This window comes from Streptococcus sp. 11273D007BT, from assembly GCF_053547195.1.
Map to the genome: position 1 here is coordinate 1788116 of NZ_JBPWPE010000001.1, position 24883 is coordinate 1812998.

Sequence of the window (24883 nt, forward strand, 5' to 3'; positions counted from 1 at the left end):
TAACATAAAAATACATAAAAGCTATTTTATTTCGAGAGACAAAAAGAAAAACACAGACAGTTCTGCTAGATTTCATTAAAATCAGCTCGAATCTATCTGTATTTTTTAGTTATTGGCTAGTTTTTACTCAACCTTTTAACAAACTAACATTTAGTGGGATTGAATTGCACTAAAGTAACCTAGTAGCCTTAAGACTATTCAACCTTAATCAGAAATCTTAGCAGCTCTAGTCTCCTCATCAAAAACTGCTTTAGCTTTTGTCTTACCATACAGATAAGTAAATGCAAAGGCTGCAGCAAAAGCAATCAACTCAGCAACAACATACATCGGAATTGAGGAAGCTTTAATTGAAAGAAAACCAATGAACCCTGCTGCTCCAAGTGAAACAGCAATAACATGTGTTAGCCCTGCGAAAAGAGCTCCAATCGCTGATCCTGCAAGAGCACAGAAAAACGGGAATTTGTATTTCAAGTTAACTCCAAAAAGAGCTGGCTCTGTAATACCTAGAAAGGCAGAAACTGCCGCTGATCCTGATAAACCTTTTGTTTTGGCATTCTTTGTTAGGAAATAAATTGCAAGAGTAGCTGCACCTTGCGCAACGTTAGCCATGGAAGCCACAACAAAAATATAATCACCATATCCTGTCCCGTTATTATTATATGCTGATAGCAATTGTGTTTCAATAGCTGGGAAGGACTGATGAAGACCAGTCATAACAATCAGTGAGTAAGTTCCACCAAAAATACTCATCCCAATCGCACCAGTTGTATCATACAACCAAACAATAGCATTAGTAATGGCATCAGATACAGTCAACATAACAGGTCCAATAACTGTAAATGTCAAGAAGCCTGTAATCATTACTGACAATAATGGTGTGAATGTAAAGTCAACCGCTGACGGCAATTTCTTGTGAAAGAATTTTTCAAGAGTCGCAAGAAGCCATACAGCTGCAAGAACTGGAATAACTTGATAGGCATAGTTTGTCTGAGCTACTTGGAAACCAAAGATATCCCAGAAAGCTTCTTTACCACCCAAATCTGGAGTAGTCATGATCATACCAATTGCTGCACCAAGAAATTGGTTTGCACCAAAGCGTTTTGCGGCAGAAATACCAACAAGAACTGGCAAGAACATGAATGGAGCAGCTGACATCAATTGAATCATAGCAGAAATGCCTTGGATAGCAGGGTACATTTCTTCAATTGATTTTGGACCAAACAAATCTGGAGAAGTCAAGAAGTTACGAAGCGCCATCAAGAGACCACCAGCAACGAGAGCTGGAATGATTGGTACAAAAATGTCTGACAAGAGTTTAATCAAGTCCATCAATGGATTGAACTTCTTATCTTGTGCTACAATTTGCTTCAAATCATCTGTTGAAACCTCTTTTAGGCCTGTAGCCTTGATGAGCTCTGCATAAACAAAGTTGACATCACCAGGTCCGATGATCACTTGGTACTGGTCATTCGCACTGAATGTACCTTTGACATCCGCATTATCATCGAGGGCTTTTTGGTTAACTTTAGACTCATCCTTCAAAACTAAACGAAGACGAGTGGCACAGTGAGCAGCTGCGACTAAATTCCTTTTTCCAACAGCTTCAATAACTTCATCGGCTACTTTTTTATAATCCATTATAAAATCTCCTTTATCAACTAGCATCACCAAATTTGGAAGCGCTTTATATATTCTATTTTAACACTTTTCTTAAATCTGTCAAGCGTTTGTCATATATTTTTTATTGAAATCCCTTAACATTATTATAACTTGATTTTTAACGAGAAAACGTTTACTATATAGATGTACTAAGTTTTTATGAAGAAAGGGAAAACTATGGATTTACCTAAAGAGATTCGTTACCGTCGATATGAAGACTGGACAGACGAAGAGATTAAAACTCTGAACGAAAATAAAGCAAAATCACCTTGGTTAAGCAATTACCATATCGAGCCTAAAACTGGACTATTAAATGACCCTAACGGCTTTTCTTACTTCAATGGACAATTCCATCTTTTTTACCAAAACTGGCCTTATGGTCCAGCACACGGTCTAAAACAATGGGTCCATACTGTCTCAGATGACTTGATTCACTTTTCTGAAACAGGAACCAAACTCCTTCCTGATCACCCACATGATAGTCACGGCGCTTACTCAGGATCTGCTTATGAAGTAGATGGAAAACTCTTTATCTTCTATACAGGAAATGTTCGTGATGAAAACTGGGTACGTGACCCTCTTCAAGTTGGGGCATTTATGGATAAAAATGGTCAGATTGAAAAGTTTGAAGAAGTTCTTATTCAACAACCTAGCGATGTTACTGAACACTTCCGAGATCCGCAAATCTTTGATCACAAAGGCCAGTTCTATGCTATTGTTGGCGCACAGAGCCTCGACAAAAAAGGCTTTATCAAACTCTATAAAGCGGTGAATAATGACATTAAAAACTGGGAACTTGTCGGTGACCTTGATTTTGGTGGAACAGGGTCTGAGTATATGATTGAATGCCCTAACCTTGTCTTTGTCGATGATAAACCAGTCCTCCTTTACAGCCCTCAAGGATTGGATAAAGCTGAGTTGGATTACGACAACATCTATCCAAACACCTATAAAATCTGTCAATCGTTTGACACAGAAAAACCTGCTCTAGTTGGAGCATCTAACATTTTAAACCTTGACTCTGGTTTTGAATGCTACGCTACACAAGGATTTAACACCCCAGATGGACGTGCTTTAGCCGTTAGCTGGATTGGACTCCCTGACGTTGATTATCCTACTGATCAGTTTGATTACCAAGGTGCTATGAGCTTAGTCAAAGAACTCACTCTTAAAGATGGGAAACTTTATCAATACCCAGTCGAAGCCATCACCTCATTACGTCAAACCGAAGAGGACTTTTCAGAGCGTCAAACTAGCCAAAATACTTACGAACTTGAATTAAACTTTAAAAAAGACAGTAAAACAGAGCTAGTTTTATTTGCCGATGAAAATCATAAAGGACTCCATTTAACAGTTGATACGGCTTCTGGTAAAGTGATGATCGATCGTTCTGAAGCTGGTCAACCATTTGCACTTGAATTTGGCACAACACGTGAATGTAGCATTGAAAACAGTGATACGACTGTTAATATTTTTATTGATAAATCAATCTTTGAAATTTTCATCAACAAGGGAGAAAAAGTATTTACTGGCCGTGTCTTCCCTAACGAAGACCAATCCGGCATCGCTGTAGTTAGCGGTGAAGCTACTGGAAAATACTTTGAGTTAAGTTACTAAAATGGTTGCAAAACTTACTGATGTTGCTGAATTAGCAGGTGTTAGCCCTACTACTGTTTCACGTGTTATCAATAATAAAGGATACCTTTCCCAGCAAACTATACAAAAAGTAAAGGAAGCCATGAAAACACTAGGTTATAAACCCAATAGCCTAGCTCGTGGACTTCAAGGGAAATCCGCTAAATTAATCGGCTTGATCTTTCCCAATATTAGCAATGTCTTTTACGCTGAACTTATTGAACATATGGAAATCGAGTTGTTTAATCACGGTTATAAAACCATCATCTGCAATAGTGAAAAAGACCCTAGTAAAGAAAAAGAATACTTAGAGATGCTTGAAGCCAATCAAGTTGACGGCATTATTTCTGGAAGTCATAATCTTGGTATCGATGATTATGAACGTGTCGAGGCACCCATCATCTCTTTTGACCGTAATCTAGCTCCAAATATTCCAATTGTCTCCTCAGATAACTTTGAAGGTGGAAAGATGGCAGCTCAAACTTTAGAAAAATTAGGTTGCAAAAAAATCGTCATGATTACAGGAAATGATAACTCCAATTCTCCAACTGGACTTCGAAAAGAGGGATTTGAAGCCCTATTACCAACTGCTAAAATTATTCATGTTCCCAGTAATTTTTCTCCTATTCGAAAAGAAATGGAGATTAAACAGGTCCTTCAAAAAGAGCAACCTGACGGCATTTTCCTCTCCGATGACCTGACTGCGCTTTTAACCATTAGAATTGCCAAAGAGATGGGGTTATCAATTCCAGATGATTTAAAAGTTATCGGTTATGATGGAACAACATTTATTGAAAATTTCTTTTCAGACTTGACAACGATTAAACAACCTCTCAAAGAGATTGCTTATCTTTGTGTAGAGCTACTTCTTAAAAAAATAAATTTCCCTGAAGAAGAGTTGGAAAAATCTTATATCCTACCTGTCAATCTTATTTCAGGAACAAGTGCATAAAAAAAGTGATTGGATTTCCAATCACTTTTTTTATGACTCATCTTCAATAAACTGACTTAACAAGCCATTGATGAAACGACTTGATGTTTCATCTGAGTATTTTTTTGCAATTTCAATAGCCTCATTAACAGCCACACGGTCTGGAGTTTCCTCAAAATACTTCATCTCATATAAGCCTAAACGGAGGATTGTTTTATCCGTTAAAGTTAGACGCGATAAGGACCAACCTTGTTTCAAATGCTTTGAAATCAATTCATCCAACTCCGCCTGATGATCAAGTACCCCATTAACCAGATTTAAGAGAAAGACTGGCACTTCATGTTCATCACCTTCTTTATCATAAATATAGGTATGATTAGCGGCATCAACAAACTCGCCTCCAAACTCTAGGCTAAAAAGAGCTTGGAAGGCACGCTCACGTAAATCACGTCTGGAATCTATAAAATGTCTAGTCATCTAAGAAATCCTCTTCGAACAACGATTTCATTTCTGGTTTTGGTGTTTTTTCAGGAACAATCCCAACAATATGAACATTAACCATTGATAGACTAACCTCAGCCATATCATAAATAGCTGATTTAACTGCTTTTTGAATCTCAATAGATACCGCAGGCACATTTACACCATACTGGAGATAAACATAGATATCTGCTGATACTTGTCCATCTTCAGCCGTTGTTAAATAAACACCACGTCCAAAAGATTCTTTACTGAAGCTATCTGCTACTTTCTTATTATGAAGTGAGTGAACTCCTTCAACTTTTGTCGCCGCAATTCCTGTAATAACCTCAAGAACACGAGGCGAAATGACAATTTCTCCAATTGTTTCAGTTGTCATAGCTTTTCCTTTCTAGCTGTTGATTAAAAAAGTCAGTTCTCCAATGTGGAAAAGCGCTCTTTTTTCTTAAGCACGTGACACGTAAGTCCCTTCAGCAGTATTGATAATCAATTTTTGTCCTACTTCAATAAAGTCTGGAACGTTGACCACAAGACCTGTTTCAAGCGTTGCTGGCTTACCTGATCCTGTAACAGTAGCTCCTTTGATAGATGGTTGTGTTTCTGTTACTGTCAACTCAACAGTTGTTGGGACAGTCACACCAATCACCTCTGATCCGTAAAATTGAATCTTAACTTCTGAGTTTTCAAGGATAAATTTCAACTCATCTGCAATTGCTGCTACTGGAATTTCATACTGATCATAAGTTTCATTGTTCATGAAGTATGCTGTATCATCCATTTGGTATAGGTACTGAGCTGGAACAGTTTCAATAATAGCTTGCTCAAATTTTTCTTCTGGACGGTAGCTTGTATCAAAAGTTGAGCCAGTACGAACATCACGTAATTTCATACGCATGATGGTATTTCCTTTACCTGGTTTATGGTGACTAGCTTCAAGAACACGAATCAATTTTCCATCTGCTGTTTCAAATGTCATACCAGCTTTTAGCTTACTTGCTTCAATCATTATCTATATACCTCTTTATAAAATTATTATCACTTCATTTTATCATATTGCACCTGTATTCTCAAATCTTTTTAAAAAGACTAATCCTCTCCCAAAAGAATCTTTGGGACATCATGTTGAAAATAGGGAACATTTTTCTTTTCTAACAAGGCAATAGCAAAGTCATGTTGACGATAAGCAGTTTTATAGGTGATTTTACACACTCCTGCTTGTAAAAGTGCCTTGGTACAGTTGATACAAGGAAAATGAGTGACATAAATCTCAGTATGATTCGTTGAAATCCCTTCTTTAGCACATTGGATCAAGGCATTCATTTCAGCATGAACCGTGCGAATGCAATGCCCATCTTCCATTTTGTGACCAACTTCATTACAATTTTCAGTAGCTGAAACACCACCATTATAGCCTGTTGCAATGATACGATTATTTTTTACCAAAACGGCACCAACAAAAGCGCGATCACAAGTGGAACGCTTAGAAATCAGCTCTGCATTTGCCATAAAATAATCTTGCCAAGACAAACGTTGCTCTTTTTCCATCACTTACTCCTTAAAGAACAATTAACTCTTTTGGTGCAAGAGTAAGGACCTCACATCCTGTTTCAGTAATTAAAAGATCATCTTCAATACGCACACCATACTTACCATCAAGATAAATACCTGGCTCATCTGTTAAAACCATCCCTGCTTTTATCGTTTCATCAGAATGACCAAAATAAGGGTACTCATGAATGTCTAATCCAATACCATGTCCAATACCATGTGTAAAATATGCACCATAGCCAGCATCATTGATGACATCACGTGCGATTCTATCATAATCTCGGTAGCTAACTCCCTCTTTTGCTTGATGAATCAGAGCTTGGTTAGCACGTAAACAAATCTCATAAATCTCACGTTCCTCATCCGTCACATGTCCAATATGAATGGTCCTTGTCATATCACTCACATAATGCTGATAATAGCAACCAAAATCAAGGGTCAAGGTTTCACCAGATTGAATTACCTTATCCGATGCGACGCCATGAGGCATGGCAGAACGTTGCCCCGAGGCAATAATAAACTCAAATGAAGCTCCCTCAGCCCCCAACTGACGCATACGGTGATCTAAAAAGTGATTCACTTCCATCTCTGTCGTTTGATTAGGTTTGATAAAATCCAAAACATCCATAAAAGCCTGATCAGAAATCTGACAAGCGCGACGAATGGTCGCAATCTCACTAGCATCCTTAATCATACGAAGACCTTCAATAAAATTAGCCATACCTTCCAGTTGATAATCTGCAAAAATGGCCTTCAACTCTTGATAATAGGCATAGCTAACTTGCTGATCAAATCCAATACTTTTAAGCCCATCTGCTTTAATCACCTTAGCAATTTCTTCTAAAGGAGAACGAGTTTCTATAATATCAAATCCCGTCACAACACCCTTTGCGATTAAACTATAACGTGAATCTGTTAAAAAAAGATGACGGCTCTTACTAATAAAAACAGTCCCTTCTGTTCCCCAAAAACCTGTTAAATAATAAACATTATTTTGACCAGAAACTACTACACCGTCCACCTGAGACTCAGAAAGTTTCGCTTCAAATTTTTTAAGTCTATTTTGCATCCCATTCCTCCAAAGATTTTGTAACTATTATAGCAGAAATAAAGGGAAATACCAATTTATTCCAAGGCTCATCTTTCAGTCAAAACATAATTTTGAACAATCCTTTAGAGCTAAGTCCAAACTATGATTGATAAAGCAAGATGGCTACTAAAAAGAAATCCAATCGGATTTCTTTTTATCTTATATCAACTTGTTTTTTAAATACTGACCTGTATAACTTCCTTTAATCTCTGCCACTTCTTCTGGAGTACCTGTAGCAAGAATTGTTCCACCACCATCTCCCCCTTCTGGGCCAAGGTCAATCACATGATCTGCAGTTTTAATTACATCCAGATTATGCTCAATCACCAAGACAGTATTTCCATCATCTGCAAATCGCGCCAAGACTTCTAACAAACGAGCAATATCATGTGTATGTAAGCCTGTTGTCGGTTCATCTAAAATGTAAAAACTCTTGCCTGTTGAACGTTTATGAAGCTCTGAGGCCAACTTCATCCGTTGCGCCTCACCTCCTGATAAGGTCGTTGCTGGTTGACCTAACGTTACATATCCCAAACCAACATCTTGAATGGTTTGTAGTTTTCTTGCGATTTTGGGAATAGCTGCAAAAAATTCGACCGCATCATTAACCGTCATATCTAAAATTTCTGCAATATTTTTTTCCTTATAGTGAACTTCTAAGGTCTCACTATTATAGCGCGTTCCATGACAAACCTCACAAGGAACATAGACATCTGGTAGAAAATGCATCTCAATTTTAATAATACCATCACCAGAACAAGCTTCACAACGTCCACCTTTAACGTTAAATGAAAAACGGCCTTTTTTGTAACCCCGAATCTTAGCCTCATTGGTCTGAGCAAAAAGATCACGAATGTCATCAAAGACTCCTGTATAAGTAGCAGGATTAGAACGTGGTGTTCGTCCAATCGGACTTTGATCAATATCAATTAAACGCTCAATCTGCTCAATTCCAGAGATAGATTGATGTTTTCCTGGTTTATCAGCATTGCGATTTAACTTTTGCGCAATCGCTTTTTTCAAAATACCATTAACAAGAGTCGATTTTCCTGACCCCGAAACACCTGTCACTGCGATAAATTTACCAAGTGGAATCTCAACAGAAATGTTTTTTAGATTATTGGCAGACGCACCTTTTATAGTAATTTTTTGACCATTTCCAGAGCGACGTTCTACAGGAATTGGAATAGCTTTTTTACCAGACAAGTATTGACCTGTGATCGAATGAGGATTGTTCTCAACCTGTTCAGGAGTGCCTGATGCAACAATCTCCCCACCAAAAACACCTGCTTCTGGACCAACATCAATCAGCCAATCCGCCTCTCTCATGGTATCTTCATCATGCTCAACCACAATTAAAGTATTTCCTAAATCACGCATTTTTTTAAGACTAGCAATTAAGCGATCATTGTCACGCTGATGAAGGCCGATAGAAGGCTCATCTAAAACATAAAGGACACCACTTAGGTTTGATCCAATTTGGGTTGCTAACCTAATCCGTTGACTCTCTCCACCAGACAAGGTCCCCGCAGAGCGTGATAAGGTTAAATAGTTTAGCCCCACATTATTCAAAAAAGTTAAGCGATCCTTGATTTCTTTTAATATAGGCTTAGCAATAATTTCTTCGTTTCTACCTAAAACTAATTCCTCTAGTAACTGCAGATGCTTCTCAATAGACAAGTCAGACACTTGACCAATATGAAGACCTTTTTCTCCTCCAACTTTAACAGATAAAGCCTGCTCACTCAAACGATAACCCTTACAAGTTGTACAGGTCAATTCATTCATATAAGTTCGCATTTGTGTGCGAGTATAGTCACTAGACGTCTCGTGGAAACGTCGATTGATATTGGTCAGTACCCCCTCAAAAGGAATATCAATGTCCCTTACGCCACCAAACTCATTTTCATAATGAAAATGAAATTCCTGACCAGCTGAGCCATTCAAAATCAAATCCTTATCCTCATCTGATAAGTCCTCAAAAGGTGTATCCATGTCCACACCAAAATGTTGCATAGCCTGCTCTAACATCTGAGGATAATAATTAGAAGAAATAGGATTCCAAGGTGCTAAAGCACCTTCACGTAGTGTTTTTTTAGCATCTGGAACAACTAGGTCGATATCCACTTCTAATTTAATACCCAAACCATCACAGGTCGCACAAGAACCAAAGGGAGCATTAAAGGAGAATAACCTAGGTTCTAATTCTGGGACAGTAAAGCCACATACTGGACAGGAGTAATGCTCTGAAAAGAGTAGCTCCTGATCATCCATGGTATCAATAACCACATAGCCATCCGCTAAACGAAGGGCAGCTTCAACAGAATCAAACAATCTACTTCTGATGCCGTCCTTGTTGACTAAACGATCAACCACAACTTCGATGGTGTGCATTTTACTCTTAGATAATTCTGGTACCTCAGAGATATCATAAATATCACCATCTACTCGAACACGGACATACCCATCTTTTTGAATTTTTTCAAAAATCGTCTTGTGTTGCCCCTTCTTACGACGGACAATTGGTGCTAAAATCTGCATTCTTGTCCGTTCAGGCAATTCCAACACCTCATCTGTAATTTGCTCTACAGATGAGGCAGAGATTACACCATGACCATTTTTACAATAAGGAGTCCCCACACGAGCATACAAGAGACGAAGATAATCATTAATTTCTGTCGCTGTTCCAACTGTGGAACGTGGATTTTTACTCGTTGTTTTTTGGTCAATAGAAATAGCAGGACTAAGTCCTTCAATCGAATCTACATCTGGCTTTTCCATATTCCCTAAGAACTGTCTGGCATAAGCTGACAAAGACTCCACATAACGGCGTTGCCCTTCTGCATAAATAGTATCAAAAGCTAGACTAGACTTACCAGAACCTGACAAACCTGTCACGACTACCAATTTATCTCGTGGAATCTCAACATCAATATTTTTTAAATTATGGGCTCTTGCACCATGAATCACTAATTTATCTTGCATCGTTTAATATTTCTTTCCTCAAATTTTCCTTTCCATTATATCAAATTTATGCTTATCTGATGCCCAAAAATATCTCAAAATATAGTATAATAAAACAGTATGCCTTTGACGAGACTACAAATACCAAACAGGGAGGCTTTAAAATGAAACAAATGTTTCTTTCAACAGCAACAGAATTTAAAGAAATCAATACATTTGAGCCAGGTGCTTGGATTAATCTTGTCAACCCTTCCCAGGAAGAGTCCGTCAAACTAGCCAAAGAGTTCAACATCGATATTACAGATCTTAGAGCACCGCTCGATGCAGAAGAAACTTCCCGTATCTCTGTTGAAGATGATTACACTCTTATCCTCGTGGACGTGCCAACCTATGAAGAGCGCAATAACAAAAGTTATTATGTTACCATCCCCTTAGGGATTATTGTCACAGAAAATGCGGTTATCACAACCTGTCTTGAAGATCTCACCCTATTTGATAATTTCATCAAGAGGCGAATCCGTAATTTCTATACATTTATGAAGACACGGTTTGTTTTTCAACTGCTTTATCGTAACGCTGAGCTCTTTCTAATAGCCCTTCGTTCTATTGACAGACAAAGTGATAAAATTGAAGCACAACTTGAAAGTGCCACACGAAATGAGCAACTCATCGACATGATGGAACTTGAAAAATCTATTGTCTATCTAAAAGCCTCTCTCAAACTGAACGAACGCATCGTCAAAAAGCTGTCAAGTAATGCGTCCAGTCTTAAAAAATACATCGAAGACGAAGACTTACTTGAAGACACCTTGATTGAAACACAACAGGCCATTGAGATGGCAGGTATTTATGAAAACGTCCTCAATGCCATGACTGAGACATCAGCCTCTATCATCTCCAACAACCAAAATACCATCATGAAAACCTTAGCTTTGGTTACAATGACATTAGATATTCCAACCGTTATCTTCTCTGCCTACGGCATGAACTTTAAAAACAATACCATGCCCTTAAACGGTCTAGATAACGCCTTTTGGTATGTTGTTGCTATTGCTGCTACTCTTAGTTCCTGTATGGTCCTCTACTTTATCAGAAAAAAATGGTTTTAACCTCATCAAAAATAAGGAAAATAATACAATATGGAAAACTTAACAAAGAAAAATCAAGAATTTATTCACATTGCCAAAAACCAACTTCATAAAGACGGAAAGTCAACAGAAGAAATCCAAGCTATTATAGATGATATTATGCCTAATATCTTAGAACAGCAAAATAAAGGTATCCCTGCCCGAACATTTTTAGGTGCCCCAACTACTTGGGCAGCAACTTTCACACAACAAGAGGCAACAACACAAAGTACAACAGAGCCTAAAAACACTAAACCGCTCTTTATGTGGACCGACAGTGCCTTATTTTTCTTAGGTCTTGTCTCTCTTATCCAAGGTTTTCTAGCTTTAACCAATAGCAACCAAATCCCATATGGCATCTTCACTCTCCTTGCAACTGGACTAGCAGGAGGTGGGGTAATGTATCTAACTTACCATTTCTTTTATCGACACCTTGGTAAAGAGCGTTCACAACGTCCAAACTTTTGGAAAAACCTTGGACTTCTAACTCTCTCTTTTGCTGGATGGGTGCTCCTTGTCTCATTAGTCAGCTTACTCCCTACCCAGTTTAACCCTCAATTACCTGCCTTATTGATGGTTGTATTAGGAGCTGCTGCTTTTGCAGGACGTTACTTCTTTAAAAAGCATTTTAATGTCCAAAGTTCTTTCACTGTAGAAAGATAAACTATAAGATCGATCTTTTCAAAAAAAGCAGTCAGTCTATTTGCTAGATTAAAATCCCGTAAATAGACTGACTGCTTTTACTCTGCAAAAATGTATTTTTGACTCATACATACTTTAGAAAAATAAGGCCAAACAAAAAGACCCAGATGGGTCTTTTGATTAATCTTCGTTTACGAAAGGCATCAAAGCCATAACGCGAGCACGTTTAATAGCTGTTGTTACTTTACGTTGGTTTTTAGCTGAAGTTCCAGTTACACGACGTGGAAGAATTTTACCACGTTCTGAAACGAAACGGCTAAGAAGCTCAGTATCTTTGTAATCAACATATTCAATTTTGTTAGCTGCGATGTAATCAACTTTTTTACGGCGTTTGAATCCGCCACGACGTTGTTGAGCCATGTTTAGTTCTCCTTTATATTATGATCTTACAGGTCTAGAAAATGATGATAGATAAGAAACTTACACAGCACTAAAATGCTTAGTTAAAGGTCTCTATCACTATTCTTCTAGCCCAAACTCAAATGAAGTTGAGTTTTTGTCCTAACCTACTTTAAAATGGTAGATCGTCATCTGAGATATCCATTGGGCTTGAATTTCCAAATGGACTTTCATCTCGACTAAAGTTAGGCGTTTGTGACTGTGAAGGCTGTTGGAAACCTGATGGTTGGCTACTAAAGCCTTGATCAAAGATATTAGACTGGTAAGATCCAGAGCTTCCTTCACGTGTAGCACGACTCTCTAAAATTTGAAAAGAGTCTGCAATCACTTCAGTTACATAGACACGCTGACCTTGTTGGTTATCGTAGTTACGCGTCTGAATACGACCTGTAACACCAATAAGAGCGCCTTTTTTAGCCCAGTTAGCTAGATTTTCAGCTTGCTGGCGCCAAATCACACAGTTGATAAAATCCGCCTCTCGTTCACCATTTTGGTTTTTAAAGTTGCGGTTAACTGCTAAAGTAAAAGTTGCTACTGCTTGGTTACTTGGTGTGTAACGAAGTTCTGCATCGCGGGTCATACGACCAACAAGTACTACATTATTAATCATAAACTACCCTCTTTGTAATTAAGCGTCTACTTTAACGATCATGTGACGAAGAATGTCACCGTTGATTTTTGAAAGACGGTCAAACTCGTTAAGAGCGATATCGTCGTTTGCTTCAACGTTAACGATGTGGTAAAGTCCTTCACGGAAATCTTGGATTTCGTATGCAAGACGACGTTTTTCCCAGTCTTTTGATTCAACAACAGTTGCACCGTTGTCAGTCAAGATAGAGTCAAAGCGTGCTACCAAAGCGTTTTTAGCTTCTTCTTCAATGTTTGGACGAATAATATAAAGAATTTCGTATTTTGCCATTGATATGTTCCTCCTTTTGGTCTAATGACTCATGATCCTTTGTCATGAGTAAGTGAGGTTATTCTCACAAGAAACTATTATACGCTAAAAAATAAAACTATGCAAGAAAAATCTATCGAAGAATAAAAAAACCTCAGAGGATGGACTAATCCTCTAAGGTTCCCCTCTGATTATCAAGAACGCTTTCCAAACTCTTGACTACAGAGTCATTTCATAAGGAGTCGTCAAACTCCATTATCTCCATTTTTATAGCGATTTAAATTCATCATTAGCATGTCGACATACCTCCGATTTTTACTTACTTCTATAAATTTTCAGTTAGAAATCACCATTTTTATACCGTGATACGTTAAATAGAATCATAAAGTAACCTCCTTAATATTAAGGAACTACAACTCGTCTCCGTTTTTATAGCGACTGATATTAAATCTTAACATTACAGTCCCTCACTTTCTTTGGGCGACGCTTTAAAGAAATACTACTTAAACCACTTGATTTTACATTGGATTCACCCCTTAAGCTATTTTTCGCAACAGCCTAAAGTGTCTCCATTTTTATAACGTCCTAAGTTCATACTAAGCATAACTGTTTTCCTCCGACATGTCGTTTCACAGCTCACTTTCACTAATCACCATTTTTATACCGCGATAGATTTAAATGTAACATAAGACCACCTCATAAGGTGAGATATAAAGTTATGAATGTTGCCTACCGTTTTAGGCTCTGTCTCCGTTTTTGTACCGTGCGATATTCAATTTCATCATAGGCTTTTTCTCCTTTGGAAATCTCTTATCCTTCTTTCTGTCTTTATTATAATGTATGCGCTTCCAAAAGTCAAGCTTTTTCTGTAAAAAAATCAGCTCATTTGTCTTATTTTTATGATTTGATAAAATAGACACATGATAAATTTAAAAGATTATGGAATTGACATGTGGGATGAAAAAACCATCCTCTCCTTCAGAAAGACCCTACTAGACTGGTATGATCGTGAAAAGCGGGACTTACCTTGGAGACGTAGTAAAGACCCTTATCATATCTGGGTGTCTGAAATCATGCTTCAACAAACACAGGTCAAAACAGTTATCCCCTACTATAAGCGATTTTTAAGCTGGTTTCCTTCAATCAAAGATCTAGCTCAAGCGCCTGAAGAGAAACTCTTAAAAGCTTGGGAAGGTTTAGGGTACTATTCTCGTGTACGCAATATGCAACAGGCTGCCCGGCAAATCATGACAGACTTTGATGGAAAATTCCCTAAAACTTTTAAGGAAATTTCTTCTCTAAAGGGAATTGGCCCCTATACTGCAGGAGCTATTGCTAGCATCGCCTTTGACTTACCTGAGCCTGCAGTTGATGGGAATGTCATGCGGGTTATGGCTAGATTATTTGAAGTAAATTATGATATCGGGGTCCCGGCAAACCGCAAAATTTTCCAAGCCATCATGGAACGGCTAATTGATACTGAGCGCCCTGGTGATTTCAACCAAGCTTTGATGGATCTAGGGACCGATATTGAATCGGCTAAAAACCCTAGGCCAGAAGATAGTCCAATTAAATTCTTCAGCGCAGCCTATCTTAACGGAACAATGGATAAATACCCTATCAAAGAACCAAAGAAAAAGCCACGTCCTCGATTTTTACAAGCCTTTGTCATTAAAAATTCAGAAGGTGCTTATCTCTTCCAAAAAAATACCAAAGAAGGACTCCTATCTGGTTTTTGGTCTTTTCCTTTATTGGAAACTAGACTTGTCGAACAACAACTTAATCTCTTTACAGATCCGGAGAAAAGCAGTACGACCTTATCTCAAAAAATAAGCTTTGAAGAAAACTATCAGATTCAACCCATTTGGTCAGAAAAAAGTTTTCCACTGGTCAAACATGTCTTTAGTCATCAAAAATGGCAAATTGAACTCTTAGAAGGAGAGATTCAAGATATTGACCTCCATCAACAAAAAGAGCTCCTATGGCTCAAACCTAAGGATTTTGACACCTACCCTTTTGCAACCCCTCAGAAAAAAATGTGGGAAGCCTATCAAACTGCTAATAATGACTAAGTATCTCCTTAACAGATAAAAAATAAGAAGCTAGATTTCTTTATCTAGCTTCTTATTTTATGCTAACTCTGCGACAATAGCCTTGATTTGTTCTTTGGTATGAACACCTGCTACTTGCTTAACCACTTCTCCATCTTTTTTAAACAAAAGCGTTGGGATACTCATGATGCCAAATTGTTGAGCTGTTGCTGGATTTTCATCAACATCAACTTTAACAATTTTTAATTCATCTTCATCCAATTCCTCTGCTAATTGCTCAAGAATAGGAGCTTGCATCAAACATGGACCACACCAAGTTGCCCAAAAATCAACTAAAACAAGCCCTTCACTCGTTTCTGACTCGAAGTTTGCATCTGTTAATACTTGTACCATAATAATCTCCTTTGATTGATAATCATACTTATATTTTACAGATTTCTCAGATTTTTTCCACTATTTGCTACGCTATCCTAGATTAGCAATGGTTGCTCCAGATCCACCTGCATTTTGTGGGGCATAACCAAAACTTTTAACATGCTTATTGCGTCTTAAATATTGGCTAACGCCCTCACGAATAACACCCGTCCCAATACCATGGATAATGTCAACCTGTGCCATGTTATTCAATAATGCCTGATCAATAAAGCTATCTAGTGCCATCATGGCTTCTTCATAGCGCATTCCTCTTAAATCCAGACGAGCACGCGGACCTTGTCCACTTGTTTTTTTCACAACATGGACTTGTTTTTTCTTAGGCTCTTTAGATTTTTCAACGCTTTCAATCTGAAACTCTTCCTCTTTAAGCGTCATCTTGATTAAACCAACTTGCGCTTCCCAGCGTCCATCTTTTAATAACTTGGTGAGACTACCTCTTTGTCCATAGCTAGTAACCACAATTGTATCACCGACTTTTGGAGCACGTTTTTTCTTGGCTTTTTTCAAAACCTTATTTTTAGACAAATCAACCTCAGGGGCTAATTTTTTCAACTGTCCTTTAGCTTCAATAATCTCATGTGGCTTGAGCTGGGCTTTAGTGTGCAGATTTTTTAAAATGGCTTCACTCTCACTAAGTGCTAAATCCACAATATCACGCGCTTCTTTCTGGGCTTTTTCGAATTCATTATCTCGCTCACGTGAAAAATCCTGATAGAGCTTTTTAACAGCTCGGTTAAACTTCAGATTATCTTGCTCCACTTCTTTGATATGGTCCAAACGTCTCCTGCTTTCAGCTGTCTGTTTTTCAAGCTGCTCAATAATAAGGTTCACATCTGTGTCGCGATCCGTTAAACGCTCCGCCTCTTCCACAATTTCCAAACCAAGTCCCAGACGCTTAGCAATTTCAAAAGCATTTGAGCGTCCTGGGACACCCTGCATAAAGTGATAAGTCGGTCTTAAACTGTCAGTATCAAACTCCATACTAGCATTTTCAACTTGCGGTGTTTCAATACCATAGGCCTTTAATTCTGGATAATGTGTGGTTGCCATGGTCTTGATGTGACGTTTTCTTAAATCTTCTAAAATGGCAATAGCCAGACTAGCCCCTTCTTGCGGATCTGTTCCTGCTCCAAGTTCATCAAATAAAACCAAGCTATCTGCATCAGCTTCTTCCAAAATCGCAACAATATGGGTCATATGACTTGAAAAAGTAGAAAGACTTTGCTCAATAGATTGCTCATCTCCTATATCTGCAAAAATCTGATTAAAAATAGCGACTTTAGATCCCTCATCCGCAAAAATAGGCAAGCCTGATTGAGCCATGAGTTGACTGACACCTAAAGTCTTAATCATAATGGTTTTCCCACCTGTATTGGGACCTGTAATGACAATACTATTTAAGGTCTCACCAAAATGAAGATCATTGGCAACAGGATTTTTCAAAAGAGGATGGCGGACATTAACTAGCTGAATGGTTTTGTGTTGAGAAATATGAGGAATAGTCGCCTGATAATCTCTCATAAACAATACTTTGGCTCTAACTAAATCAATATGACCTATCAACCAAGCATTATTTCGAATCGCTTGATGGTGAGGGCGAAGCATGTCAGACAAGTCGTGTAAGATGCGACTGATCTCATGCCGTTCATCTGCCTGAGCCTGTGTCATAATCTCGTTTAACTCAACAACTGCCCTTGGCTCGATATAAACCGTACTTCCTGATGCAGAAATATCATGGACAACTCCTGAAATCCGATTCCTGTGAGTATTTTTAACTGGTAAAACACTTCTGCCATTACGACTAGCAATCAAATTTTCAGCCAGGTAGTCTGACTTGCTTTTTAAAAGATCTTGTAAAATCTGTCTGACTTCAGTCTCGCTTTTTTGAATGGTACGTCTAATTTGAGACAGCTCTAAACTAGCAAAACTCTCAACAAATCCCCCATCGTTAATCGCCTCAAGAGCACCTGTTAAATTCGGAAAGACTTCAATATGCTCAAATAGCCTTCCTAAAGCACGTAACGAAACATTCTCTAAACCTGTATAAAAATGACTCAATTCTGACGACACTCGTAAAACATGCTTAATATCCAGTAACTCTGAAATATTTAAATCCGCATCCCACTCTAAACGCCTCAAAGATTCAGAAATATCCTTAATAGCAGCCACTTTAAAGCCATGAGAGGCGACAAAAATCTCCTCCATGTCCTTAATCTCCGAAAAGGCTTGTTTGATACGGTCACGTTCTGTCATCGGTAGCAAATCTTGCAATTCTTTTTCGGCCTGTTGACTTGCCACATAAGGTAAGAGCAACTGCTTTACCTTATTAAACTCTAAATTTTCTAAAATTCTATTATTCATAATTCTTTCTTTATCAAAAAAAGAGTGGATCAAACTCTTTGCAAACTTAAAGAATTTATCTCACTCCCTATCACTAGATGAGTATCTCTTCTACTTGGCTCCTTGAGCCTTTTACTCTGAGCTATCCTAGACTATTGGTTACCCAATAATAATGAACCAATTGACTCGTTATTGGGTTATAGTCGATGAGCATTTTTGCCAAACCTGAATTTAAATGATTTTGAAGGCTAGCATAAGGAATTGTTGCCAACAAAGACAAGAGCATTGTCAAAACACTAGCACTAACAAGAAGAGACAAAGTCCCTGCCAAAATTTTACCCAGTTGACTGTCTAAGGGTTGCCATTTCACAACATGAAAAATAACCCCTAAAAATCGGACAAACAAATACACCGCTGTGTAACATAGAATAAAAGCGACCCCTGAGTAAAAGACTTGCCCTAAATCAAACAAAGAAACGTCTGTAAAAAAATAAACACTAGCTCCTTCTTCAGCATTGGCATAAGGAACCCATAAGGTCAAAGTATTAGCCAAACTCTGATAGTTAAGCCCTGCGATAAAAATGGCTAGCATATGACCAATTGTATAAAGCAACTGCAGGAAAAAGCCTCTGGCATAACCAAGATAAAATTGCCACAATAAAATCAGTAAAATAAGCACTGTGATCATTTACTATCCTCCAGTTGAGCCTGATCTGATCGATCTTTAATTTGAGCAACTGTCATGTGTCTAAGTTTTTCCAACTCTTTTTCTTGCTTTTCGATGGCAATCTCTCTGGTCAACTGTGTCGATAAAACATTAATCGCCAATAAAATCGCCAACGTTTCATTATCTGCATCAGGTAGTTTTTCTTTAATGGTATCGTACTTTTCCTTCGCCACTCGTTCGACTTCTTCCATAAAAAGATTATCTTTGTCTGTTGTTAGCGTTAGTTTTTTTTCTCCAAATGTAAATTTATATCTATTTTTACTTGTCATGATTCATACCTCGCACCCTTTATTATATCGTAAATTTTATAATTGACCAACCTTGAAATAGGAAATCAGCTAAAATAAAACAGTCTGAGACACCTCTATCCCAAACTGCTCTGTTATTTAGCCTATAATCCCCTGATAAAATCTCATTATCGAGTCGGAGTGTAAACGAGTTTCTCTCCATTCTCTTTTAAAAATTCAGGTAATTCCGAATCTGGAATTTGACGAAGATAAAGATTAGCTCTAATCGTCACATCATCTTCTCGACAAGTTGATAAGACCACATACTTATCAGAAGAATTAATTTCAACTCCTTTATTCTGAGTATGTGCTTTTTCACGAACCTCTTTTAACTGCTCTTCAAATTGCGCGGTATTATCAAATGAAGTTCTATAAAAAGCCGTTGTTTCAGGGACAATAATTAAAAAAGCTACCTCATAATAGTATTTGCGCTCTGGTGTTTCAATGACCACATAGGGATGTTCATCCATATAAGATTGCTGGTCATAATAATTAACATCATTAAACATACGATGGTCAGCAACCTGACTTCCTCTAGCATGACCAAATAACCAAGTCAAACTATCAGAAAAATTTTTGTTATTATCCATATCCATGAAAACAGTTCCCATCAAAGGTTCATTAGCACCTTCAAAAGTCTTGTCAAGATAGGTTTCATTATCTGTAGTTTGAACAATCGGCTCATCCAGTTGTGTCCCTGGTGCATAAATATAACCAATCGTATCAGCATTAGTTGCTTTTAGACTGGCGAATTTATTAGTTAAATACTCTTTTTCTTCTGAGCTAACTGTATAGCCTGTTTGTTGTGTCTGCTGCGTTGTTTGTTGTGAAGAAGTATTGGAAGACAAAGACTGATTCGTCTTTATTCCACAGCCAACCAAGATCAACACCATCATGATAGCAAGAAAAATACCTGACCATTGTTTTTTTAATGAGCTTGTTGTTCTCATTTCTACTCCTTTTTATAAAATCACTTAATACACTAAAAGGGCTACCTACCAATAGGCAACCCTCTTTTCTTCCAAAGACAAGCTTAGATTATTTTACTGCACTTGTTTTTGGAAGAGCTTTTTGTCCTTGAGCTGTATCAGCTTTTGCAACGGACTTAGCCGCTGGTTTAACTGATGACTCAACCACTTCTTTATCGGTTACAGAATTACCATAAACATAACCATTGCCGTTTTCGTCAATTCCACCTTTCAAATTGGTACCTTGTGCAGTTGGAGCTGTTGCTGGTTTGGCGATGATAGTCGCTTCTCCATTTTCATCCAACACAGGATTGCCGTTCTCATCTTTTAGAACATCGTAAATCAAATCAGATGTTTGTGACGGTGCGGTCACAGAATCTCCTTTTTGAGTGATTTCAACTGTTCCATCTGCTAGGAATTGATCAATATTTAATTCAGGTTTTTCAGGTGCAGTAACACCTCCAAGAGCAGCATGATCCTCTGTATTCACAGTAGTTCCATTATCAAGAGCAAATGCTGGTATAGCTACTGCTACAAGAAGAGCTGTCGCTGAAAGTGAAACAAAAAATTTTTTCATTATCAAAATCTCCTTTTCATCTCATTTAGGAAAGCGCTTTACTCCTTTTGATGATTTTATTTTAACACAAGGTCTCTTTTATGGCAAGATTTTTAAGATGTTTTTTCATTTTTTTTGATTCCTTTTATGATAAAATAGAAGATATGAGTACTGTATCATTAACACTGAAAAACAATGAGATGACTTCTCTAAGGCAAAAACTTGCCCCTTATACCATCCCCAATCGTCACACTTCTGCTATCTTCACCGCAAAAGCACAGGGGCAGATGGTAACTTTGTATCAGTCAGGAAAATTAGTGATTCAAGGAAATCAGGCTGAAGAACTAGCTGAAACGTTAGGATTAGTAACTCCTAGTCCCAAACTTTCATTAGAGCAAAACGTCCCCCTCATCGGAACTGATGAGGTTGGAAATGGTAGTTACTTTGGTGGGATTGCTGTTGTGGCAAGTTTTGTTGAGCCTAGCCAACACGCTTTTTTAAAAAAATTAGGGGTTGGAGATTCTAAAGGACTAACAGATCAAAAAATTCGACAACTTGCGCCTGTTTTAAAGGATAAAATCGCTCACCGTGCTTTGCTATTATCTCCACAAAAATATAATCAAGTTGTTGGAGAAGGAAAAATGCACAATGCTGTGTCTGTTAAGGTAGCTTTACATAATCAAGCTATCTATCTCCTTATGAAAGACGGTGTAGAGCCTAAACGCATTGTAGTTGATGCTTTTACAACCGCTAAAAATTATGCTAAATATGTAAAGCACGAGCAACACCAAGTCTCTATGCCCATTGATTTGATCCAAAAAGCAGAAAATCAATTCCTTGCTGTCGCAGTAAGCTCGATCATTGCTAGAAACTTATTTTTAGAAAACCTTGATCAATTGGGACAAGATCTTCATCTCACTCTTCCTAGTGGTGCTGGACAAGCATCTGATATGGTAGCAAGCCAAATCATCAAACAATACGGCATAGAAACTCTCTCTCGTCTTGCAAAGCTGCACTTTGCAAATACAAAAAAAGCACTAAAACGATTGGAATAACCTTATGACATTCTCTTTTAAATCTTTTCTTAAAGAATGGGGAAGTTTTATCCTCATCTTATCACTGTTCACACTTTCTCGTCTTTTTATTTGGTTCCCTGTAAAAGTCGATGGGCATTCTATGGATCCTACTCTTGCTGATAGCCAACGACTCTTAGTCATCAAAACTGCTAAAATCGAGCGCTTTGACATTGTTGTCGCCAAGGAAGGTGATAAAAACATTGTCAAACGTGTTATTGGAATGCCAGGAGATACGATCAGTTATAATAATGACGTTCTAAGTGTTAATGGTAAGGTTGTTGAAGAAAGCTATCTTAAGGACTACCAAGCTGCTTATAAAAAAGATAAACTCCAATCAACCTATAGTTACAATAGCTACTTCCAAGAATTAGCACAGAATTCTAGCGCCTTTACCACCGATAGCTCTGGTCAAGCAAGTTTCACTGTCACTGTTCCTGAAGGACAATATTATCTCCTAGGGGATGACCGCATCGTTTCTAAGGACAGTAGAGCAGTGGGGACCTTTGCAAAAAATACCATTATTGGGGAAGCAAAATTTAGAATTTGGCCCGTCTGGCCAATCAGCAATTTAGGAAGCATCGACTAATAATCATTGCTACAAAGTGAGACAAGCACCCTCTTAATATTTGGGAATTGTCCCACTTTTTTAATATAAGGAAAACATTATGGCATATTATTTCTCAGGTACTATTGAACGCGTTATTTTTGAAAACGCCAGTAACTACTTTAAAATTTTACTACTTGACATCGAAGAAACTGATGCTGATTTTTCTGACTTTGAAATCATTGTGACAGGAACCATTGCAGATGTCATCGAAGGGGAGAACTATACCTTTTGGGGAGAGCTTATCCAACATCCAAGGTATGGCGAACAACTCAAGGTCAGTCGCTATGAAAAAGCAAGACCCACTGCTTCTGGCTTGGTAAAGTATTTTTCAAGCGAGCAATTTAAGGGAATCGGTAAAAAAACCGCTGAGCGCATCGTGGAGCTTTATGGTGAGCATCCTATTGACGCTATCCTAGAAGATCCTAGTCATCTCTCCACCATCACAGGACTATCTAAAGCTAATCGCGACAACTTCCTTGCCAAATTAAGACTAAATTATGGCGCGGAGCAGATCTTATCAAAATTAGCAGAATTAGGACTATCAAACAAACTCGCCCTACAAGTTTTTGAAACCTACAAGGAACAAACGCTTGATATTATCAATAATGAACCTTATCGGCTTGTAGAAGATATTAAAGGGATTGGCTTTGCTATTGCAGACCAATTAGCCGAACAATTAGGAATTGCTAGCGATGCTCCCCAACGTTTTCGTGCTGGACTGGTTCATAGCCTGACCGAGCTATCTATTGAACGAGGAGATACTTACGTCGAGGCACGAGACTTATTAGAGGCCAGTCTAACTCTACTTGAAAAGGCAAGACCTATTGAACTTGACCCTAGCCTTGTCGCCAATGAATTAAGCCAGCTTTTAGTGGAAGAAAAAGTTGCCAATGAAGGGACTAAAATTTTCGAAAATACCCTCTACCACTCTGAAAAAGGGATTCATAAACACATCAAACGTCTGCTTGAGCAAAATAATCAGCATCCCTTCAAAAAAGAAGCTATCAGTCAGGTCATCCAAAAAGTTGAAAAAAATCTAGGTATCCAGTATGACAGTACCCAAAAAGAAGCTATCCACCAAGCTGTCACCAGCCCATTTTTTATCCTAACAGGCGGTCCTGGTACTGGAAAAACCACAGTTATTAATGGCATTATTTCAGTTTATGCTGACTTACATGGAATTGATTTACATAAAAAGGATCTTCCCATCATCCTCGCAGCTCCTACTGGGCGAGCTAGCCGTCGGATGAACGAGTTGACAGGACTTCCTAGTGCCACTATCCATAGACACCTTGGGTTAACAGGAGATCAAGAAGACTACCAAGACTTAGAGGACTACTTGGATTGTGATCTTATCATCATTGATGAGTTTTCGATGGTGGATACTTGGTTGGCCTATAAACTATTCACCTCCATCTCCAGCCACACACAAGTCATTATTGTTGGAGACGCAGATCAGCTGCCTTCTGTTGGTCCTGGACAAGTTTTAGCTGATTTTTTAAAAATTACAGAGCTACCACAAGTCTCCCTCACTAAAATCTTTAGACAATCTGATGATTCTACTATTGTATCCTTAGCTAGCCAAATTCGACAAGGGATCATTCCTCCTGATTTTACTGAAAAAAAAGCAGACCGTAGCTATTTTGAAGCACAGGCCAACCATATTCCTCAAATGGTAACTAAAATTGTTGCTGCAGCCATTAAAAGTGGCATTGACCCACAGGAAATCCAGATTTTAGCCCCTATGTATCGTGGCGATGCTGGTATTGATAAACTTAACCAACTCCTACAAGATTTGTTAAACCCACTTGATGACCAGCTAAGCTTTTCTTTCAATGATATCAGCTTTAGGAAAGCAGATAAGGTCTTACACCTTATTAACGATGCTGAAAATAATGTTTTTAATGGCGATATTGGCTACATCACCGATCTGATTCCCGCAAAATATACCGAATCCAAACAAGATGAGCTCATCATTAATTTCGATGGTGCTGAGGTCACTTACCCTCGTAATGAGTGGGCAAAAATAACTCTAGCTTATGCTATGAGTATCCATAAGTCACAAGGGAGTGAATTTCAAGTGGTTATCTTACCCATTACTCGATCTAGTGGTCGCATGCTCCAAAGAAACCTGATTTATACCGCCATCACTCGTTCCAAAAGTAAACTGATTCTATTAGGAGAATACACAGCTTTTGATTATGCTATCAAAAATGAAGGGGCCAAACGTCACACCTACCTTGTTGAACGTTTCCTAGGAATAGAACCACTTTCAGAAAAAAACACTAAACAAGACCAAAACGATCCTCTAAATAAGGATAGCGAACAGTATCGCCTGACAGAAGCTAATTTTCTATCTATTGACCCCATGATTGGCTTGACGGATGAAGATATTCTGCAATT

Annotated in this window: 22 protein-coding genes and 2 pseudogenes; 8 read left to right on the top strand and 16 right to left on the bottom strand. The window is 38.1% G+C overall.

The genetic code is table 11. The features are described 5' to 3' along the window. Positions 1–231: 231 nt before the first annotated feature. A pseudogene (locus ACEE75_RS09030) lies at positions 232–1638 on the bottom strand (sucrose-specific PTS transporter subunit IIBC); the annotation flags it as partial. A gap of 198 nt (positions 1639–1836) precedes the next feature. Between ACEE75_RS09030 and ACEE75_RS09035 the strand changes: the two are divergent. Next, on the top strand, positions 1837–3276 hold the full coding sequence (locus tag ACEE75_RS09035) for a sucrose-6-phosphate hydrolase (protein ID WP_447575205.1): 1440 nt from the start codon (positions 1837–1839) through the stop codon (positions 3274–3276). 1 nt (position 3277) lies between these two features. Then, complete coding sequence (locus ACEE75_RS09040; protein WP_354369668.1) at positions 3278–4246, top strand: LacI family DNA-binding transcriptional regulator; 969 nt, start codon at positions 3278–3280, stop codon at positions 4244–4246. Positions 4247–4276: 30 nt separating this feature from the next. On the opposite strand, the gene nusB is transcribed toward ACEE75_RS09040, so the two are convergent. The 6 genes from nusB to uvrA all read right to left on the bottom strand — a co-directional run bounded on the left by nusB (position 4277) and on the right by uvrA (position 10328). Next, positions 4277–4702 (bottom strand): transcription antitermination factor NusB, encoded by a 426-nt coding sequence (gene nusB, locus ACEE75_RS09045; protein ID WP_447575203.1) that lies wholly within the window; start codon positions 4700–4702, stop codon positions 4277–4279. Further along, a complete protein-coding gene (locus ACEE75_RS09050) occupies positions 4695–5084 on the bottom strand; it encodes an Asp23/Gls24 family envelope stress response protein (protein ID WP_354369666.1) in 390 nt (129 codons plus the stop codon). Before ACEE75_RS09050 ends, nusB begins: the two co-directional genes overlap by 8 nt. A 66-nt stretch (positions 5085–5150) precedes the next feature. Further along, the gene (efp, locus tag ACEE75_RS09055) at positions 5151–5711 is read right to left on the bottom strand and encodes an elongation factor P (RefSeq protein WP_354369665.1); all 561 of its coding nucleotides are present in this window, start codon (positions 5709–5711) and stop codon (positions 5151–5153) included. A gap of 80 nt (positions 5712–5791) precedes the next feature. Continuing rightward, the gene (locus ACEE75_RS09060) at positions 5792–6250 is read right to left on the bottom strand and encodes a deoxycytidylate deaminase (RefSeq protein ID WP_427895095.1); all 459 of its coding nucleotides are present in this window, start codon (positions 6248–6250) and stop codon (positions 5792–5794) included. 10 nt (positions 6251–6260) lie between these two features. After that, a complete protein-coding gene (locus ACEE75_RS09065) occupies positions 6261–7322 on the bottom strand; it encodes a M24 family metallopeptidase (protein ID WP_447575200.1) in 1062 nt (353 codons plus the stop codon). Positions 7323–7502: 180 nt separating this feature from the next. Further along, on the bottom strand, positions 7503–10328 hold the full coding sequence (gene uvrA, locus ACEE75_RS09070; protein ID WP_447575198.1) for an excinuclease ABC subunit UvrA: 2826 nt from the start codon (positions 10326–10328) through the stop codon (positions 7503–7505). Positions 10329–10471: 143 nt separating this feature from the next. Between uvrA and ACEE75_RS09075 the strand changes: the two genes are divergently transcribed. After that, on the top strand, positions 10472–11416 hold the full coding sequence (locus ACEE75_RS09075; protein WP_354369661.1) for a magnesium transporter CorA family protein: 945 nt from the start codon (positions 10472–10474) through the stop codon (positions 11414–11416). Between the two features lie 30 nt (positions 11417–11446). Further along, entirely contained in the window at positions 11447–12097 is a 651-nt protein-coding gene (locus ACEE75_RS09080) for a DUF1129 domain-containing protein (RefSeq protein WP_447575196.1), read from the top strand. 159 nt (positions 12098–12256) lie between these two features. Here ACEE75_RS09080 and rpsR read toward each other — a convergent pair whose 3' ends face one another. The 3 genes from rpsR to rpsF all read right to left on the bottom strand — a co-directional run bounded on the left by rpsR (position 12257) and on the right by rpsF (position 13454). Continuing rightward, a complete protein-coding gene (gene rpsR, locus ACEE75_RS09085) occupies positions 12257–12496 on the bottom strand; it encodes a 30S ribosomal protein S18 (RefSeq protein WP_000068664.1) in 240 nt (79 codons plus the stop codon). Positions 12497–12647: 151 nt separating this feature from the next. Beyond that, complete coding sequence (locus ACEE75_RS09090) at positions 12648–13145, bottom strand: single-stranded DNA-binding protein (RefSeq protein WP_447574292.1); 498 nt, start codon at positions 13143–13145, stop codon at positions 12648–12650. Between the two features lie 18 nt (positions 13146–13163). Beyond that, positions 13164–13454, bottom strand: a complete 291-nt coding sequence (gene rpsF, locus ACEE75_RS09095; RefSeq protein ID WP_354369759.1) for a 30S ribosomal protein S6 — start codon at positions 13452–13454, stop codon at positions 13164–13166. 899 nt (positions 13455–14353) lie between these two features. On the opposite strand from rpsF, the gene mutY reads away from it, so the two are divergent. Further along, the gene (gene mutY, locus ACEE75_RS09100; RefSeq protein WP_447574291.1) at positions 14354–15505 is read left to right on the top strand and encodes an A/G-specific adenine glycosylase; all 1152 of its coding nucleotides are present in this window, start codon (positions 14354–14356) and stop codon (positions 15503–15505) included. A gap of 57 nt (positions 15506–15562) precedes the next feature. Here the strand turns inward: mutY and trxA are convergent, their stop codons facing one another. The 6 genes from trxA to ACEE75_RS09130 form a co-directional block, all read right to left on the bottom strand. Then, on the bottom strand, positions 15563–15877 hold the full coding sequence (trxA, locus tag ACEE75_RS09105; protein WP_354369757.1) for a thioredoxin: 315 nt from the start codon (positions 15875–15877) through the stop codon (positions 15563–15565). Between the two features lie 72 nt (positions 15878–15949). Beyond that, entirely contained in the window at positions 15950–18280 is a 2331-nt protein-coding gene (locus ACEE75_RS09110; protein WP_447574290.1) for an endonuclease MutS2, read from the bottom strand. 121 nt (positions 18281–18401) lie between these two features. Then, the gene (locus ACEE75_RS09115; protein ID WP_447574289.1) at positions 18402–18947 is read right to left on the bottom strand and encodes a CvpA family protein; all 546 of its coding nucleotides are present in this window, start codon (positions 18945–18947) and stop codon (positions 18402–18404) included. Then, positions 18944–19255 carry a hypothetical protein gene (locus tag ACEE75_RS09120; RefSeq protein ID WP_447574288.1) on the bottom strand — a complete coding sequence of 104 codons (312 nt, stop codon included), beginning with the start codon at positions 19253–19255 and terminating at the stop codon, positions 18944–18946. The genes ACEE75_RS09115 and ACEE75_RS09120 overlap by 4 nt, the downstream gene beginning before the upstream one ends. Positions 19256–19401: 146 nt before the next feature. After that, a complete protein-coding gene (srtB, locus tag ACEE75_RS09125) occupies positions 19402–20223 on the bottom strand; it encodes a class B sortase, LPKTxAVK-specific (protein WP_447574287.1) in 822 nt (273 codons plus the stop codon). A gap of 88 nt (positions 20224–20311) precedes the next feature. Next, entirely contained in the window at positions 20312–20818 is a 507-nt protein-coding gene (locus tag ACEE75_RS09130) for an LPKTxAVK-anchored surface protein (RefSeq protein ID WP_447574286.1), read from the bottom strand. Positions 20819–20961: 143 nt separating this feature from the next. On the opposite strand from ACEE75_RS09130, the gene rnhC reads away from it, so the two are divergent. From rnhC to recD2, 3 genes and pseudogenes are all read left to right on the top strand, one after another. Next, complete coding sequence (rnhC, locus tag ACEE75_RS09135) at positions 20962–21852, top strand: ribonuclease HIII (protein WP_447574285.1); 891 nt, start codon at positions 20962–20964, stop codon at positions 21850–21852. Positions 21853–21856: 4 nt separating this feature from the next. Beyond that, positions 21857–22459, top strand: a complete 603-nt coding sequence (gene lepB, locus ACEE75_RS09140; RefSeq protein ID WP_447574284.1) for a signal peptidase I — start codon at positions 21857–21859, stop codon at positions 22457–22459. Positions 22460–22538: 79 nt separating this feature from the next. Next, positions 22539–24741: pseudogene (gene recD2 / locus ACEE75_RS09145) on the top strand (SF1B family DNA helicase RecD2); the annotation flags it as partial. Between the last annotated feature and the right edge of the window lie 142 nt (positions 24742–24883).